Genomic DNA, 16,186 nt, shown 5'->3' on the forward strand with positions numbered 1-16,186 from the left:
CGATCAGATCCAGGGGAAAGCCCCGGTGGAGCAAGCTCCGCTGCGTTTCGATCGGATCTTCGGGGAAGCCTCAGCGGAGCAAGCTCCGCTCTACAGGTGGGGCCGCCAGTAGCCAGAAGACGGCCGCCACGGCGGCTCCCGCGGAGAACGGTCGATCAGGCAGAGACGCTCGCGGGCATGTTCGGGTTGGGATGCTGGGGGATGAGCGCGTTGTCGAGCTCGCCTGCGCGCAGCGCCGCCGGGCGCACGGTATGGGCCTTGGCGAAGGCGACGAAGGCCGGGCGCGACTCCAGCTCGCCGGTGCGCAGGTAGTAGCCCAGGCAAGCGGCCACATACAGATCGGCCGCGGTGAAGTGGTCGCCCGCCAGGTGGGTGCGGCCATTCACGGCCTGCTCCAGCGTATCCAGCAGCGTGCCCTCCTCGCCATAGCCGGCATCGAACGCCGACGCCAGCGTGCCGCTGTGCTTGGCGGTCAGGAAGGCCTCGAACGGCCCGGCCATGAAGAACAGCCAGCGCAGGTAGGCCGCACGCTCGGGCGAGTCTTCCGGCGGTGCCAGGCGGCGCTCGGGCACCAGCTCGGCCAGGTAGGCGCAGATGGCCGCGTTCTCGGTGACGATGGCCTCGCCGTGGCGCAGCGCCGGCACCTTGCCCATCGGGTTGATCGCCAAGTACTCGGGCGACTTCATCGGCGCGCCGAAGTCGATGATCTTCGCTTCGTACGGCAGGCCGGTCTCCTCGATCATCCAGCGCGCCACGCGGCCACGGGACATCGGATGGGTGTAGAGGATCAGGGGTTCTTGCATGACGGCGCTCCGCTGTGGATGAGCCGCCAGTGTCCTCAGCCCCTGCTGACAGCCACTGTCAGCAGCGCTCAGCGCACCGCGGGCGCCGGCTTGAGCTGCGCACGCCAGCGCTTGATCAGCGCGTGGCGCTGGGCGGGATAGCGCTGGCCGGTGTCCACCAGCCACTGCATGCGGTCGGCGCGGAAATGGCGGAAGTCGCCGCGCAACTCGCACCAGGCCGCCAGCAGACGCCTGTCGTCGAGGAAGGCCATCGCGAACGGCCACAGCGTGCGCTCGCTGTCGCGTCCCTCGCCGTCGCGATAGCACACGCGCACCGCATGCCCGGCGCGGATGGCCAGGCGCAGCGCCGGCAGCCACGGCTCCGGCGGCGGCGGCGTCCACTCCGGGGCGAACAGGCCGCTGGTCTCCACCTCCAGCCGCAGTCGCGCCGGCAGCACGCGGGTGACCCGCTCCATCGCGCGCTGCGCGGCGGCGGCCAGCTCCGGGTCGGCATGCGCGGCGACCCAGCGCGCGCCCAGCACCAGCGCCTCGAGTTCTTCCTCGCCGAAGTTCAGAGGCGGCAGTAGGAAGCCGGGCCGCAGCAGATAGCCAACGCCCGGGTCGCCGGCGATGTCGGCGCCCTGGTCGCGCAGAGTGGCGATGTCGCGATACAGCGTGCGCAGGCTGACGCCGAGCTGCTCGGCCAGGCGCGCGCCGGCCACCGGGTGGCGCCGGCCACCGAGGGCGTCGAGCAGGTGCAGCAGGCGCGTGGCGCGGGCGGTCATCCCATCAGCATAGAGGCTGGCACGCGCGCGCCGGCAGCTGCGCGCGTTAACTTCGGCGCAATCCGCTTTGGGCTAACGTCCACGCCCCAATCCCTGACGGCGGAGCCGCACGATGACCTCTTCCCTTTCCGGCATGGCCGAGGCCTTGTTCCAGCAGCTGCAGGGCGCGCCCGTGCAGCAGATCTCCGCGCAGTTGGGGACCGCGCCGGCCCAGACACAGAGCGCCATCGCCACCGCGCTGCCGCTGCTGCTCGGCGCGCTGGGCCGCAACGCCCAGCAGCCGCAGGGCGCCGAAGCGCTGCTCGGCGCCCTGCAGCGCGACCACGCCGGGGCGGCCTCGGGCTTCGACCTGGGCGGACTGCTCGGCTCGGTGCTCGGCGGCGGCGCCGGTCCGCAGACCGACGGTGCCGGCATCCTCGGCCACATCTTCGGCGGCAGCACGCCGACGGCGGCGAGCGGGCTGGGCCAGGCGACCGGCCTGGGCGGCGAGAAGGCCAGCCAGCTGCTGGCGCTGCTGGCGCCGATCGTGATGTCCTACTTGGCCCAGCGTTTCCTCGGCAACGGCCAGGGCGACGCCTCGCAGCTGGGCCAGGCGCTGGGCCAGGAGCACACGCAGGTGCAGCAGTCCGGCGGCCTGGCCGGCGGCCTGCTGGGCAAGGTGCTCGACCAGGACGGCAACGGCCAGCTGGACCTGGGCGATCTGATGAAGCTCGGCGGCGGCCTGTTCGGCGGCTCGCGCTGAGGGCGCGCACCCGGCGTTGAGCCGGTAGGCGCCGCGCGTGGCGAGCGCGCGGCGCTCTTACGATAGCGACTGCCTATCGTAAAGTTCAAATCTATCGACTATTCATAGTCATCAAGGGCCGATACCGTTGCCGCATCTTTCCACGCAACGAGCCAGCGCCCATGAGCACGCCCAGCGACAACGCCACCCCCGCCCCGGTCGAGGCACCGACCCCCGCTCCGGCCAAGTGCCCCTTCCACGAGGCGCCGCTGCAGGTGGCCGGCGGCGGCACCGGCAACCGCGACTGGTGGCCCAAGCAGCTGCGCGTGGACCTGCTCAACCAGCACTCCAACCGCTCCAACCCGCTGGGCGAGGCGTTCGACTACCGCGCCGAGTTCGCCAAGCTGGACTACAGCGCGCTCAAGGCCGACATCCGCCGCGTGCTGACCGATTCGCAGGCCTGGTGGCCGGCCGACTGGGGCACCTACGCCGGCCTGTTCATCCGCATGGCCTGGCACAGCGCCGGTACCTATCGCATGGTCGATGGCCGCGGCGGCGCCGGGCGCGGCCAGCAGCGCTTCGCCCCGCTCAACAGCTGGCCGGACAACGTCAGCCTGGACAAGGCCCGGCGCCTGCTGTGGCCGGTCAAGCGCAAGTACGGCCAGCAGATTTCCTGGGCCGACCTGATGGTGTTGGCCGGCAACGTGGCGCTGGAGAGCAGCAGCTTCCGCACCTTCGGCTTCGGCGCCGGACGCGAGGACGTGTGGGAGCCGGACCTGGACGTGAACTGGGGCGATGAGACCACCTGGCTGGCCCACCGCGACCCGGAAAGCCTGGCGCGCAACCCACTGGCCGCCACCGAGATGGGCCTGATCTACGTCAATCCCGAAGGCCCCAACGCCAGTGGCGATCCGGCCTCGGCCGCGGCCGCCATCCGCGCCACCTTCGGCAACATGGCCATGGACGATGAGGAGATCGTCGCCCTGATCGCCGGCGGCCACACCCTGGGCAAGACCCACGGCGCCGGCGCCGCCGACCACGTCGGCCTGGACCCGGAAGCGGCCGACCTGGAGGCCCAGGGCCTGGGCTGGCACAGCAAGTTCGGCAGCGGCGTGGGCGCCGATGCGATCACCTCCGGCCTGGAGGTGGTGTGGTCGCAGACCCCGACCCAGTGGAGCAACCACTTCTTCGAGAACCTGTTCAGGTTCGACTGGGTGCAGACCCGCAGCCCGGCCGGGGCGATCCAGTTCGAGGCCAAGGACGCGGAGGCGGTGATCCCCGACCCGTTCGACCCGTCGAAGAAGCGCAAGCCGACCATGCTGGTCACCGACCTGACCCTGCGCTTCGATCCGGAGTTCGAGAAGATCTCGCGCCGCTTCCTGGGTGACCCGCAGGCCTTCAACGAAGCCTTCGCCCGCGCCTGGTTCAAGCTGACCCACCGCGACATGGGCCCGAAGGCGCGCTACCTCGGCCCGGAAGTGCCGGCCGAAGACCTGATCTGGCAGGACCCGCTGCCGGCGCCGGTGCACCAGCCCGGCGCGGCCGACATCGCCGCGCTGAAGGACCAAATCGCCCAGTCCGGGCTGTCGGTGAGCGAGCTGGTGTCGGTGGCCTGGGCCTCGGCCTCGACCTTCCGCGGTGGCGACAAGCGCGGCGGCGCCAACGGCGCGCGTCTGGCCCTGGCCCCGCAGAAGGACTGGGCGGTCAACGCCGGCGCCGTAGCCGCCCTGCCTACCCTGCAGGCGATCCAGCAGGCCTCCGGCAAGGCCTCGCTGGCCGATGTGATCGTGCTGGCCGGCGTGGTCGGCATCGAGAAGGCGGCGGCCGCGGCCGGCGTCCAGATCGAAGTGCCCTTCACCCCTGGCCGCGTCGATGCGCGCCAGGACCAGACCGACGTGGCGTCCTTCGAGGCGATGGAGCCCATCGCCGATGGCTTCCGCAACTACCGGCGCCTGCCCGGCGGCCCGACCACCGAGACGCTGCTGATCGACAAGGCCCAGCAGCTGACCCTGACCGCGCCGGAGCTGACCGTGCTGATCGGTGGCCTGCGCGTGCTGGGCGCCAACGTGGACGACTGCGCGCACGGCGTGCTGACCGATCGGGTCGGCGTGCTGAGCAACGACTTCTTCGTCCACCTGCTGGACATGGGCACCGAGTGGAAGCCGACCTCCAAGGAGACCTACGAGGGCCGCGACCGCGCCACCGGCGAGATCCAGTGGACGGCCAGCCGCGCCGACCTGGTGTTCGGTTCCAACGCCGTCCTGCGCGCCCTGGCCGAGGTCTATGCCAGCGACGATGCCAGGCAGAAGTTCGTGCACGACTTCGTGGCGGCGTGGACCAAGGTGATGGAGCTGGACCGCTTCGACCTGAAGAAGTAAGCGTCGCGCGCCGGGACCTGCCGCGCGTTGCGCGGCGCGTACCCGCACGCCTCGCCCCTCCCCTTTGCGCAACGCGCAAGGGGGAGGCCGGGAGGGCGTGCTCTTCGCGGGAATCCCCCGACCTCGAAATTTCTCTCGCCGCACGGGTGCGACACCGCCGCCACGCGCCTCAAGCCACAACGACCGGCATCCTCCCCGCCTTGCCGCACAATACCGGGCCGATGCCACGCGCCCGTTCCCGCCATGAGTGATGCCTCCCACCGCGTGCATGGCGTGGGCCCCGAAGACGCCACGCCGGACTGGCCGCCGCTGCGCGCCGACGAAGTCGACACCCTCCTGGCCGCCTACCCGCCGCTGGCCGCAGGCCCGCATCGCATCACCTGGCATAGCCCGCGTCCCCTGTCGGCCGCCGCCCTGGTGGAGACCGCGCACGGCCCGCTCTTCATCAAGCGACACCATCGCAGCGTGCGCAGCGCCGATGGCCTGGAGGAGGAACATCGCTTCATGGCGCATCTGCGCGACCGCGGGCTGCCGGTGGTCGAGGTTTTTGCCGACGCGCACGGCCGCACCGCGCGTGCGCACGGCGACTGGACCTATGAAGTGCACCGCGCCGGCATCGGCGCGGACCTGTATCGCGAGACCACCTCGTGGACGCCGCTGACCGACCTGGCACAGGCGCGGCAACTGGGCGCGATGCTCGCACGGCTGCATCTGGCCGCGGCCGACTACACCGCGCCACAGCGCAGCACGCATCTGCTGGTCGCACGCGACGACCTGATCCGCGCGGACGATCCCGTCGCCGCGCTGCAGGCGCAGCTCGCACAGCGCCCGGCGCTGGCCGAATGGCTGCGCGCACGCGACTGGCAGGCGGACTTCGAACGCCATCTGCTGCCCTGGCATGCCGGCCTTGCCGAAGCGCTGCGCGAGGAGCCGCGCCTGTGGGCGCATAACGACCTGCACGTCTCCAATCTGCTCTGGCAGAGCCAGGCCGATGCGCCGCGCATCAGCAGCGTGCTCGACTTCGGCCTGGCCTCGCCGACCGGCGCGCTGTTCGACCTGGCCACCGCGATCGAACGCAACGCCATCGCCTGGCTGTCGCTGGAAGACGGCCTGGACGCCGCACATGTGGACACCGCGCTGGCCCTGCTCGATGGCTATCGCACGGTGGCGCCCCTGTCGCCGGACCGGGTGCGCTTGCTGGCCGATCTGCTGCCGCTGGTGCACCTGGATTTCGCCCTGTCCGAGGTCGAGTACTTCCACGCCATCACCCACGCGCCGGACAACGCGCAGGTGGCCTACGCGACCTTCCTGCTCGGCCATGCGGACTGGTTCGCCAGCGCGGCGGGCCAGGCCCTGCTGCAAGCGCTGCGCGCGGCCGCCTGAGACGCAAGGTGTGCAAATCGACGCCGAATGGTGTCCAATGCGCACTCTGAAGCGGGGGTGCCCGGCGTTGCCGGGCTGAGAGAGTCCCTTGGAACCTGATCCGGTTTGCACCGGCGTAGGGAGCTTTGAGCAGCACGGCAGGCACGCCCGGCAACGGCGTGCGCCGTGCGCGCCGTCGCTTCGTCCTTGAGCCCTTGCCTGGTGACGAACCGATGAACCGCCCACGCTCCACCCTGCTGCTGTCCTGCCTGCTGTCCTCCGCCGCGCTGCCGCTGCACGCGCAGCAGCAGACCGACGAATCCGCTTCCGCCGCCAAGGCCACCGATCTGGCGACCGTGCAGGTCAAGGGCCAGACCCAGGCCACGCCGACCAGCCAGTCCAACAGCTTCGGCCCCGCCAGCTGGCGCGACACGCCGGCGTCGATCAACGTGCTGACCCGCGCCCTGATCGACGCGCGCCAGCCGCGCAGCCTGAGCGAGCTGGCGCACAACGACGCCTCGCTGGGCGACAGCTACGCGGCGGCCGGCTACTACCAGGACGTGTCGATCCGTGGCTTCGCGCTCGATCTGGCCACCGGCCTGCGCTTCAACGACCTGTCCATTGCCGGCGAGCAGCGCCTGGCGCTGGAGAACATCGCCCAGGTGGAGATCCTCAAGGGCGAGGCCGGCCTGACCGCCGGGATCATGGCGCCCGGCGGCATCCTCAACTTCGTGGCCAAGCGTCCCGAGCGCGTGCAGGAGCTCACCCTGGGCACCGATTCGCATGGCTCGCGCTACACCGCCGTGGACTGGGGCCGCTGGCTGACGCCGAGCTTTGGGCTGCGCTTCAACGCGGCCTGGGAAGACACCCATTCCTACATCGAGCACCTCGATGGCCGGCGCAATTTCTATTCGCTGGCCGCCGACTGGCTGATCGGCGACAAGGGCAAGCTGGAGCTGGACGGCAACTACCAGACCAGCTCGCAGCGCTCGGCCTCGGGCTACCAGCTGCTGGGCGGCGACGCCCTGCCGCCGCACCCCAGCGCGACCAAGCTGCTCGGCTACCAGCCCTGGGCGCAGCCGGTGGCGATCCAGACCACCAACCTCACCGCCCGCTACCGCTACCAGTTCAACGCCGACTGGCAGGGCAGCGTCGCACTCGGCAGCAGCCGCAGCGTGATCGACGACAACGTGGCCTTCGCCTACGGCTGCTTCTATGCGCCGCAGTGCGCCGATGGCAGCGTGCCCGGCAACTACTTCGCGCCCAACGGCGACTACGACGTCTACGACTATCGCAGCCCGGACGACACGCGCCACAACCAGCAGCTGCGCGCGCAGCTGCAGGGCAAGTTCCAGACCGGCGCGCTGCAGCATCAGCTGACCGTCGGCGTGGACGGCTATCGGCACACGGTCGATCGCCGCCAGGACGTGTACGACTACGTCGGCACGGCCAACATCGACCGGGATACGCCGGTGTTCGCACCCTCGCCCAACATGCCCGGCCCGTCCGCGCGCCGGCTGGACGACAAGCAGCGCGCGCTGTTCGCGCTGGACCGCATCACGCTGGGCGAGGGCTGGCAGTGGCTGGCCGGCGGGCGCTGGGTCCGGCTCACCGAGACGGCCAACGACAGCGAAGGCGTGCGCGAGCGTCGCACCCGGCTGAGCACCTTCCTGCCGCAGACCGCGCTGCTGTGGCAGGCCACGCCGCGGCTCAACGCCTACGTCAGCTACAGCGAAGGCCTGTCGCTGGGTCAGGAGGCGCCGTACTGGACCTCCAACGCCGACAGCTTCCTGCCGCCGCTGCAGTCGCGCCAATGGGAGACCGGCGTGAAGTTCGCCGCCAGCGATGCGCTGGACCTGGGCGCGGCGCTGTTCCGCATCCGCCAGCCGTTCCAGTACGCGATGCCCGACGCCAGCGAGGCCGGCTACACCTTCGTTCAGCGCGGCCAGCAGGTGCACACAGGCCTGGAGCTCACCGCCAACGGCAGGCTGACCGAACAGCTGCGCATCGTCGCCAGCGCCAGCGTGCTGGCGCGCGCGCGCCGAAGACAGCGGCACGCCCGCGGTCGACGGCCATCAGCTGATCAACGTGCCCAAGGCGCGTGCCAGCGTATTCCTCGACTACCAGCTGCAGTCGCTGCCCGCCCTGAGCCTCAACGCCGGCTGGCGCTATGCCGCCGCCAACGTCGCCACGCCCGATGGCGCGCTGCGCGTGCCGGCCTATCACGTGTTCGACGCCGGGCTGCGCCTGCGCAGCCGGATCGGCGGCCAGGCGCTGACCTGGCGGCTGTCGGTGGACAACGTGTTCGACAAGTTCTACTGGCGCGACACCGGCAGCAGCGGCGGCGACTACTACCTGTTCCCCGGCGCGCCGCGGCTGGCGCGCCTCACCGTGACCTGGGCGCTGTGAACATCGACGCGCTGGAATGGATCGGCGCGGTGGTCAGCGTGGCCGCGGTCTGGCTGGCCGCGCGCCGCCACATGCTGGGCTGGCCTGTGGGCCTGGCCTCGGTGGCGCTGTATGCGCTGGTGTTCGTCGATGCCCGGCTGTACTCCGATGCGCTGCTGCAGGTCGCCTTCGCCGGCTTCATCGTCTACGGCTGGCGGCGCTGGAAGGCCAACCTGGACGATGACGGCCTGGTGCGCGTGGCCGCGCTCGCGCCGGGCGCGGCGCTGCGCGACCTGGGGCTGGGCGCGCTCGGCGCGCTGCTGCTGGGCTTTTGCATGCATCGCTACACCGACGCGGCGCTGCCGTGGCTGGATGCGGCGCTGACCGCCTTCAGCCTGGTGGCGCAGTGGTGGCAGGGCCGCCGCCACGTGGCTGCGTGGTGGCTGTGGATCGTGCTGGATCTGATCTACGTCGGGCTGTACCTGTTCAAGTCGCTCGAGGTGACCGCGGCGCTGTACCTGGGCTTCGTCGGCCTGGCGGTGATGGGCCTGCGCCAGTGGCGCCGGGCGGCCCAGGCCGCGCCGCTGCCGGCGGCTTGACTGACGCGACGGTCAGGCGATGGTAGGGTGCCGGACCCTCGCCGGCCCCGCTTTCTCCATGCCCGCCCCTGCCGCCCCCCCGCGTTCGCTGACCGAAGGCCCGATCGGCCGCAACCTGTGGCTGTTCTCGCTGCCGATCCTGGGCGGCAACGTGGCCCAGTCCTTGAACGGCTCGGTCAACGCGGTGTGGATCGGCAAGTTCCTGGGCGAATCGGCGCTGACCGCCACGGCCAACGCCAACAGCATCCTGTTCTTCCTGATCGGCTCGGTGTTCGGCATCGGCATGGCCGCCACCATCCTGATCGGCCAGGCGATCGGCGCGGGCAACATCGCCCGCGCGCGCCAGGTGTTCGGCACCAGCGCGAGCTTCTTCATTGGCCTGTCGGTGCTGATCGCCTGTACCGGCGTGTGGACCGCGCGCCATCTGCTGGCGGCGATGGGCACGCCGGCCGATTCGCTGCCGCTGGCCGAAAGCTATCTGCGCGTGATCTTCCTGGCGATACCGCTGATCTACGCCTTCGCCTTCCTCTCGGCGGCGCTGCGCGGCGCGGGCGATGCCAAGACGCCGTTCCGCTATCTGCTGCTGGCCGTGGCGCTGGACTGCGCGCTGGACCCGGTGCTGATGCTCGGCCTGGGGCCGTTCCCGAAGCTGGGCATCGCCGGCGCGGCCTGGTCGACGCTGATCACGCAGGCCATCGCGCTGCTGGCCATGCTGATCGCGTTGCGCCGTCGGCGCCACGTGCTGTGGCTCGGCCGCAAGGATCTGGGCCTGTTCCGCATCGACCCGGCCATCCTCAAGTCGCTGGTCACCAAGGGTGTGCCGATGGGCCTGCAGATGGTGCTGGTGTCGCTGGCGATGATCGCCATGATGACCCTGGTCAACCGCTTCGGCACCGACACGGCCGCCGCCTACGGCGCGGCGCTGCAGACCTGGGCCTATGTGCAGATGCCGGCCATGGCCATCGCCGCGGCGGTGTCCTCGATGGCCGCGCAGAACGTGGGCGCGCAGCGCTGGGACCGCGTCTCGGCGATCGCGCGCACCGGCGTGCTGTTCAACTTCCTGATGACCGGCGCGCTGATCGCGCCGCTGATCCTGCTCGACCAGTGGACCTTCGGCCTGTTCCTGGCGCCGGGCAGCGCCGCCTTCGACACGGCGCGCCATCTCAACCACATCGCGATCTGGTCGTTCCTGTTCTTCGGGGTGATGTTCGTGCTGTCCGGCGTGGTGCGCTCGACCGGCGCGGTGATCCCGCCGCTGATCATGCTGGTGATCTCGCTGTGGGGCATCCGCGTGCCGTTCGCCAAGCTGCTGCAGCCCACGCTGGGCGCCGATGCGGTGTGGTGGAGCTTTCCGACCAGTTCGCTGTGCTCGATGCTGATGTCCATCGCCTATTACCGCTGGGGCGGCTGGCGCAAGGCGCGCATGGGCGCGGCCGATACGCGCACCATCGCCGTGCCCTCGGAGGTGCCGGCGAGCCCGCCCTCGCCGGTGGCCGATCCGGCCGATCCGGACCGCGCGCCGGACGATGTCCTGCAGAAATCCTGATCGCCTCGCGGGCGCTCAGAGCGCGTCGATGTCGCCAAGCGCCTGGATCAGCCGGCGCGCGCGCTTGTCCGGCTTGCTCTCCGGCGGCCGATAGCCGCTGCGCTCGGCCGCGCGCAGCGCGCGCGCCTCGATGCGCCGCTGCCGCGATTCCTCGGTTTCCTGATATAGCGCCTGCGCCACCGGCGCCGGGCCGCGCTGGTCGGACAGGCCGCACACGGCGATCTCGAAGCATTCCTCGCCACGCTGCACGCGCAGCGCATCGCCCACCCGCACCGTGCGCGAGGGCTTGGCGCGCTGTCCGCCGATCTCCACCTTGCCCAGGCCTACCGCGTCCTTGGCCAGGGCGCGGGTCTTGAAGAAGCGCGCGGCCCACAGCCACACGTCCAGGCGCACCGCCTGCGGGACGACGGGCTCAGTCATGCTTTCCCGAGAAGTCCGGCTTGATCGGTTGGCTCGCGCGCGGGCCGGGCTCGGCCCAGGCCTCCGGATGGCAGGGATCGCGCACCATCGTGCCCGCCGAGGATCGCGCCAGCGTATCGGCCGCCGAGGACGAGGCGACTTGGCATTCGAGCCGGTCGGCCGGACGCAGCGCGGTCGCATCATCGCGCGCCTGGTGGCTGGCGCAGGCCGACAGCAGCAACAGCGCGGCGGCCAGCGAGGTTCCCTGCAGTTTCATCTTCGTGTTCCTGTGCATGCGTGTGCTCTTCCACGTGCCAGTGGGCGACGCGGTGCGTGAAGCTCACGTGCCCGGCTTGTTGCCGAAGCGGATCTCGGCGTGCGATTCGGTGTCGCGCTGGCAGGCCTGCGTCATATGCGCATCGCGCACGCCCTGCTCGAACGCCTGGCCGTGCTTGCCGTCGCGGATCTTGTCCGGGAACGGTGGCTGGTTGGCGGCGTCGCGCGCCTGCAGCTGGCATTCGTAGGCGATGTTCGGGCCGTCCAGGCCGTTGGTGCTGGCGCAGCCGGCCAACCCCAGCGCCAGGCCGACGCCGACGATCCACTTGGTATTGAGATTGCGTGACATCCCATCCTCCTTCCGTGGGCGCGCCGGGCCGCACGGGTGCGTGGCGCTGAAAACAAGAAACCCGGCACGAGGGCCGGGTTTCGAGCTTAGCGCGGCGCAAGCCGGGCGAATGTGCCGAAGGCTTACTCGGCAGCGGCAGCCTGGCGGGCAGCCTTGGCGGCGGCAGCGGCGGCCAGGTCTTCCTTGATGCGGGCGGCCTTGCCCTGCAGACCGCGCAGGTAGTACAGCTTGCCGGCGCGGACCTTGCCGCGGCGCTTGACTTCGACCGAGTCGATGGTCGCGCTGTGGGTCTGGAACACGCGCTCGACGCCGTAGCCGTGCGAGATCTTGCGCACGGTGAAGGCGGAGTTCAGGCCGGCGTTCTTCTTGGCGATGACCACGCCTTCGTAGGCCTGCACGCGCTCGCGGTTGCCTTCCTTCACCTTCACATTGACGACGACGGTGTCACCCTGGCTGAACTGCGGCAGCTCGCGGGAAATCTGGGCGGACTCGAACTCCGCGATGATGGACTTGTTCAACTTGCTCATGGTGGCACCGATTCAATGTTCGGGTGGGTGTGTCGGGTCTCGACAACAAAGGCTGATGCAGTCGCGGAGAAGTCGCTGCACGTTTATCGTGATCTTGCGGCCCGCCCAGGCCGAGCGGCCCGCGGGAACTGCGCATTGTAGACGAAATTTCCGGCGCGTGGTAGGGCCCGTCATCCCTTCCCGGGTAGGTCGCGTTGGCGCTGCAAGGCCGTCAGGTTTGCGTCGCGCGGCGCAGGCTTGACTGGCCGTCAGGCCAAGCCGCGCGGCGCGAAGATGGCGGCCTTGCAGCGCCAACCCGGAGGGCCGCCCTTGCGCGCACCCGGGACGGCGTCATTGCTCGGTCGTGGACGGACGTCCACTCCCTCCCGCTTCCTTGCCCCGGGCACGCGCAAGGGCGGCGCGACCTGCCCGGGAAGGGATGACGGGCCCTAGCCGCCCTGCCCCTCGCCTTCGGCGGCGTGCTCGGCCCGGAAGGCCTCCAGCAGCTTGCGATCGGCCTTGGACAGCGCGGCCTCGTCCAGCAGGTCGGGCCGCCGCAGCCAGGTCCGGCCCAGCGACTGCTGCCGGCGCCAGCGCGCGATGGCGGCATGGTTGCCCGACCGCAGCACCTCGGGCACCTCGCCCCAGGCGTGGCTGGCCGGGTGCGTGTAGTGCGGGCAGTCCAGCAGCCCGGCCTCGCCTTCGAAGCTGTCCTGGGCGGCGGACTCGGCGTCGTTGAGCGCCCCGTCCTGCAGGCGGGTGACCGCGTCGATCAGCACCGCCGCGGCCAGTTCACCACCGGAGAGCACGTAGTCGCCGATGGAGATCTCCTCGTCGACCTCGTGCGCCAGGAAGCGCTCGTCCACGCCCTCGTAGCGGCCGCACAGCAGCACCAGCCGCGGCAGCGCGGCCAGTTCGCGCACCCGCGCCTGGGTCAGCGGTCGGCCCTGCGGGGTCAGGTAGATCACCGGCGCCGGCGCCGGATCGGCCTGGCGGACCTCGTCCAGGCAGGCGCGCAGCGGCTCGATCAGCATCACCATGCCCGGGCCGCCGCCGAACGGACGGTCGTCCACGCGGCGGTAGTTGCCGGCGGCGTAGTCGCGCGGATTCCAGCCCTGCAAGGCCAGCAGCCCACGCTCGCGCGCACGACCGACCACGCCATAGCCGGCGCTTTGGTCGATGAACTCGGGAAACAGGCTGATGACGTCGATGCGCATGGCGAGCGGTGAGCCAAGACGAGTGGGATGGAGCCTAGTAGAGCACTACGCTCGCTCCTCACTCCTCTCCACTCGTTCCTAGAACTCGGGGTCCCAGTCCACGCCCACCACGCCGGCCTCGAAGTCCACGCGGGTCACGAAGTCCGGCTGGATGAACGGGATCAGCCGGTCCTTGTCGCCCCGCGCCACCAGCACATCGTTGGCGCCGGTGGAGAACAGGTGCGAGACCGTGCCGAAGTCGCGGCCGTCGGCGTTGATCACGCGCAGGCCTTCCAGGTCGACCCAGTAGTACTCGTCGGGCTGGGGCGGCGGCAGCGCGCTGCGCGGCACGGCGATCTCCAGCCCGACCATCGCCTCGACCGCGTCGCGGTCCTCGACGCCGGGGAAGCTGGCGATCAGGTGCTTGCCCGAAGGCTTGCCGCGCACGCCGGACAGCTCGCGCTCGCGGCCGGCCGCATCGCGCAGGGTCCAGGGCTGGTAGCGGAAGATGGCTTCGCGCGGCTCGGTCCAGGACTCGATCTTGACCTGACCACGCACGCCGAACGCGCCGACCACCCTGCCCAGCAGGATGCGGCGCGTTGCGTTCTCACTCATTGCGAGAAGACCGGCCGCGCCAGGCGCGGCCGCAGCAATCAGGCCGAAGCCTGGGCGTTGGCCTTGGCCGCTTCCTTGTACAGGTTGCGGACCTTGTCGGTCAGCTGGGCGCCGTTGCTCACCCAGTGGTCGACGCGGGCGGTGTCCAGCACCACGCGCGGCTCGGCGCCCTGGGCGACCGGGTTGTAGTAACCCAGACGCTCGATGTTGCGGCCGTCGCGCGCGCTGCGCACGTCGGTGACGATGATGTGGTAGAAGGGGCGCTTCTTGGCGCCACCGCGGGTAAGGCGGATCTTGACCATGGTGCTCTCGTGTTGCCCAGTCGCCAGGATGGCGAGGTAAGCCGGCGATTATAGCTGGCCGCGCGCGCCACGCAAACCCGCCCCAACCTTCCCGCCGGGACTCAGGGGAGATCCCAGGGCTGGGTGCCCAGCGCCCGGGCCAGCAGGGCGGGCAGTTCCGGCGCGGCCGGCAGAGGCCGGCCATCGAGCGCGGACACCGGCGTGCAGCCGTTCGCGTTGGCGGTGAAGGCGGCCAACGTGCCCGCTTGTTTCAGCGTGACGTCCGCGCTCCGCTGCGGCACACCCAAGACATCCAGGCCCCGCTGCAGCAGCGCCTCGCAGGTGCCGCGCAGCGCCGGGCCCTGCGGCCAGAGCACTTGGCCGCCGTCCCAGAACCCGATGTTCCAGACCGAGCCTTCCACCACGCGCGCGCCCTGCCCCGCCGCTTCGACGAACAGCGCGTCGTCGGCGCCGGCCAGCCGCGCCTGGCGCCGGTAGTGGAACAGCGGCAGCGTGGCGATGTGCTTGATCTGCGGCAGCGGCCGCACGAATGCGTAGGACTTCAGGGCCAGCGGCCCGGTCGGCGCCGCCGGCCGCGCATTCGCCACGGAGATCAGCCATTGCGGCGTCACCGGCTTGAGCGGATCGCGATAGTCGAAGTCGCGCGCGAAGCCGGTGATCCGCACCGACGCGTCCTCCACCCCGTGCAACGCCTGCCGCAGCTGCGCCAGCAACGCGGGCTCGTCGAACGGGGCGTCGAACAGCGTCGCATGGCCCTCGCGCAGCCGCGCCAGGTGCAGATCGAGCCCCTGCACCGCGCCGCCGCGCGTGCGGAAGGCGGTGAAGTGGCCGTAGTTGGACTGCGCCAGCGGACGCAGGTCGTCGAGCGTAACGGGCCGGCCGGCGATGCTCAGGCGGGGCGTGCTCACAGCAGGGCGTCGGCCTGCGCCCACCAGTCCCGCAGCAGCGCGGCGGCGGGCCTGGCCTGCGCGGCCCAGGCCGATTGCCCGGCCCAGGCCTGCATCGCATCGAGCCGGTCCTCGGCCACCGCTTGCTTGCGCATCGCGGCGGTCAGGGCGCGCTGCACTGGATACGGCGCGGGCGATGGCGCTTCAGGATTCGCGGCCGCGCGGACATAGGCCGTGGCGATCGAACGCCCGAGCCGGCCGGAGAACGCGCGCGTCGGCCAGGTGTCCTGCGGCTCGGTCCCGGCCAGGGCCTGCGCCCAGGCCGGCGCGATGGCGGCCTCCGGCGTGCGCAGGAAGGCGGTGCCGACCATCGCCGCACTCGCGCCCAGCGTCAGCGCGGCGGCCACCCCGCGGCCATCGGCGATGCCGCCGGCGGCGATCACCGGTACCGACAGCGCATCGGCCAGGCGCGGCACCAGCGCGGACAGGCCGACCAGTTGGCGCTCGGCGGCGGCCGGATCGAACGCACCGCGATGCCCGCCGGCCTCGAAGCCCTGCGCGATCACCGCATCGGCGCCGGCGTCCTGCGCGCACTGCGCTTCGGCCAGCGTGGTCGCGGTGGCGAACCAGGCGATGCCGGCACGGCGCAGCGCCTGCACCTGGGCCGGTTCCAGCACGCCCATGATCGTGGACAGCACCTGCGGCCGCGCCGCCAGCACGGCGTCGAACTGGGCGTCGAAATCCGCCGGGACCGCATCGCCCGCGTTGGCGGGCACATCCGGCCCCCACTGCGCCAGCAGCGCACGCACCGCGGCCTCGGCCTGCGCATCGCGCGCGGGCGGCGCGTCCGGCACCCACAGATTGACCTGTGCAGGTCCGCTGGAAAGCGCACGAAACTCATCCATCCACGCGCCGATCTCCTGCGGCGTGGACAGCACCGCGCCCATCGCGCCCAGGCTGCCGGCGTCGGCCAGCGCCGCCGACAGCGGCACCGGGCAGGCGCCGGCCATCGGCGCCAGCAGGATCGGCACGCGCACGCCGAAGCGCGCGCAGAACGCATCGGATCGCAGGCGCGCGGCCGAGGCCATCAGCCGA

General features: G+C 71.2%; 16 protein-coding genes, 1 pseudogene and 1 riboswitch. Of the genes and pseudogenes, 6 read left to right on the plus strand and 11 right to left on the minus strand.

From position 1 onward, the window contains the following. Positions 1 to 155: 155 nt before the first annotated feature. Both ACFJIT_RS09230 and ACFJIT_RS09235 read right to left on the minus strand, forming a co-directional pair. On the minus strand, positions 156 to 803 hold the full coding sequence (locus ACFJIT_RS09230; protein WP_379655662.1) for a glutathione S-transferase family protein: 648 nt from the start codon (positions 801 to 803) through the stop codon (positions 156 to 158). A 68-nt stretch (positions 804 to 871) separates the two neighbouring features. Beyond that, entirely contained in the window at positions 872 to 1,567 is a 696-nt protein-coding gene (locus tag ACFJIT_RS09235) for a YafY family protein (RefSeq protein ID WP_130529526.1), read from the minus strand. 112 nt (positions 1,568 to 1,679) lie between these two features. Here ACFJIT_RS09235 and ACFJIT_RS09240 point away from each other — a divergent pair, with 112 nt between their 5' ends. From ACFJIT_RS09240 to ACFJIT_RS09265, 6 genes and pseudogenes are all read left to right on the plus strand, one after another. Next, entirely contained in the window at positions 1,680 to 2,309 is a 630-nt protein-coding gene (locus ACFJIT_RS09240; protein WP_379655663.1) for a DUF937 domain-containing protein, read from the plus strand. 161 nt (positions 2,310 to 2,470) lie between these two features. Then, on the plus strand, positions 2,471 to 4,666 hold the full coding sequence (gene katG / locus ACFJIT_RS09245; RefSeq protein ID WP_379655664.1) for a catalase/peroxidase HPI: 2,196 nt from the start codon (positions 2,471 to 2,473) through the stop codon (positions 4,664 to 4,666). A 243-nt stretch (positions 4,667 to 4,909) separates the two neighbouring features. Then, entirely contained in the window at positions 4,910 to 6,049 is a 1,140-nt protein-coding gene (locus ACFJIT_RS09250; RefSeq protein WP_379655665.1) for a phosphotransferase enzyme family protein, read from the plus strand. Positions 6,050 to 6,092: 43 nt separating this feature from the next. Next, a riboswitch (TPP riboswitch) is annotated at positions 6,093 to 6,188 on the plus strand. A gap of 73 nt (positions 6,189 to 6,261) precedes the next feature. Then, a pseudogene (locus ACFJIT_RS09255) lies at positions 6,262 to 8,437 on the plus strand (TonB-dependent siderophore receptor). After that, a complete protein-coding gene (gene pnuC, locus ACFJIT_RS09260) occupies positions 8,434 to 9,015 on the plus strand; it encodes a nicotinamide riboside transporter PnuC (protein WP_337052171.1) in 582 nt (193 codons plus the stop codon). The pseudogene ACFJIT_RS09255 and the gene pnuC overlap by 4 nt, the downstream one beginning before the upstream one ends. A 58-nt stretch (positions 9,016 to 9,073) precedes the next feature. Then, entirely contained in the window at positions 9,074 to 10,561 is a 1,488-nt protein-coding gene (locus tag ACFJIT_RS09265; RefSeq protein WP_130529518.1) for an MATE family efflux transporter, read from the plus strand. Between the two features lie 15 nt (positions 10,562 to 10,576). Here ACFJIT_RS09265 and ACFJIT_RS09270 read toward each other — a convergent pair whose 3' ends face one another. The 9 genes from ACFJIT_RS09270 to ACFJIT_RS09310 form a co-directional block, all read right to left on the minus strand. Continuing rightward, entirely contained in the window at positions 10,577 to 10,981 is a 405-nt protein-coding gene (locus ACFJIT_RS09270) for an RNA-binding S4 domain-containing protein (protein WP_379655666.1), read from the minus strand. Then, complete coding sequence (locus ACFJIT_RS09275; protein ID WP_379655667.1) at positions 10,974 to 11,237, minus strand: hypothetical protein; 264 nt, start codon at positions 11,235 to 11,237, stop codon at positions 10,974 to 10,976. Before ACFJIT_RS09275 ends, ACFJIT_RS09270 begins: the two co-directional genes overlap by 8 nt. Positions 11,238 to 11,300: 63 nt before the next feature. Then, positions 11,301 to 11,585 (minus strand): hypothetical protein, encoded by a 285-nt coding sequence (locus tag ACFJIT_RS09280; protein ID WP_379655668.1) that lies wholly within the window; start codon positions 11,583 to 11,585, stop codon positions 11,301 to 11,303. Positions 11,586 to 11,707: 122 nt separating this feature from the next. After that, on the minus strand, positions 11,708 to 12,112 hold the full coding sequence (gene rplS, locus ACFJIT_RS09285) for a 50S ribosomal protein L19 (RefSeq protein ID WP_130519020.1): 405 nt from the start codon (positions 12,110 to 12,112) through the stop codon (positions 11,708 to 11,710). 428 nt (positions 12,113 to 12,540) lie between these two features. Beyond that, a complete protein-coding gene (gene trmD / locus ACFJIT_RS09290) occupies positions 12,541 to 13,308 on the minus strand; it encodes a tRNA (guanosine(37)-N1)-methyltransferase TrmD (protein WP_379655669.1) in 768 nt (255 codons plus the stop codon). 78 nt (positions 13,309 to 13,386) lie between these two features. Then, a complete protein-coding gene (gene rimM, locus ACFJIT_RS09295; protein WP_130519024.1) occupies positions 13,387 to 13,902 on the minus strand; it encodes a ribosome maturation factor RimM in 516 nt (171 codons plus the stop codon). A gap of 38 nt (positions 13,903 to 13,940) precedes the next feature. Further along, positions 13,941 to 14,204 carry a 30S ribosomal protein S16 gene (gene rpsP / locus ACFJIT_RS09300; protein ID WP_130519026.1) on the minus strand — a complete coding sequence of 88 codons (264 nt, stop codon included), beginning with the start codon at positions 14,202 to 14,204 and terminating at the stop codon, positions 13,941 to 13,943. Positions 14,205 to 14,305: 101 nt separating this feature from the next. Further along, positions 14,306 to 15,112, minus strand: a complete 807-nt coding sequence (locus tag ACFJIT_RS09305; RefSeq protein ID WP_379655670.1) for an aminotransferase class IV — start codon at positions 15,110 to 15,112, stop codon at positions 14,306 to 14,308. Continuing rightward, positions 15,109 to 16,179, minus strand: a complete 1,071-nt coding sequence (locus ACFJIT_RS09310; protein ID WP_379655671.1) for an NAD(P)H-dependent flavin oxidoreductase — start codon at positions 16,177 to 16,179, stop codon at positions 15,109 to 15,111. Before ACFJIT_RS09310 ends, ACFJIT_RS09305 begins: the two co-directional genes overlap by 4 nt. Positions 16,180 to 16,186: the final 7 nt, after the last annotated feature.

This window comes from Pseudoxanthomonas sp. UC19_8, from assembly GCF_042700505.1.
Lineage (GTDB): Bacteria > Pseudomonadota > Gammaproteobacteria > Xanthomonadales > Xanthomonadaceae > Pseudoxanthomonas_A > Pseudoxanthomonas_A winnipegensis.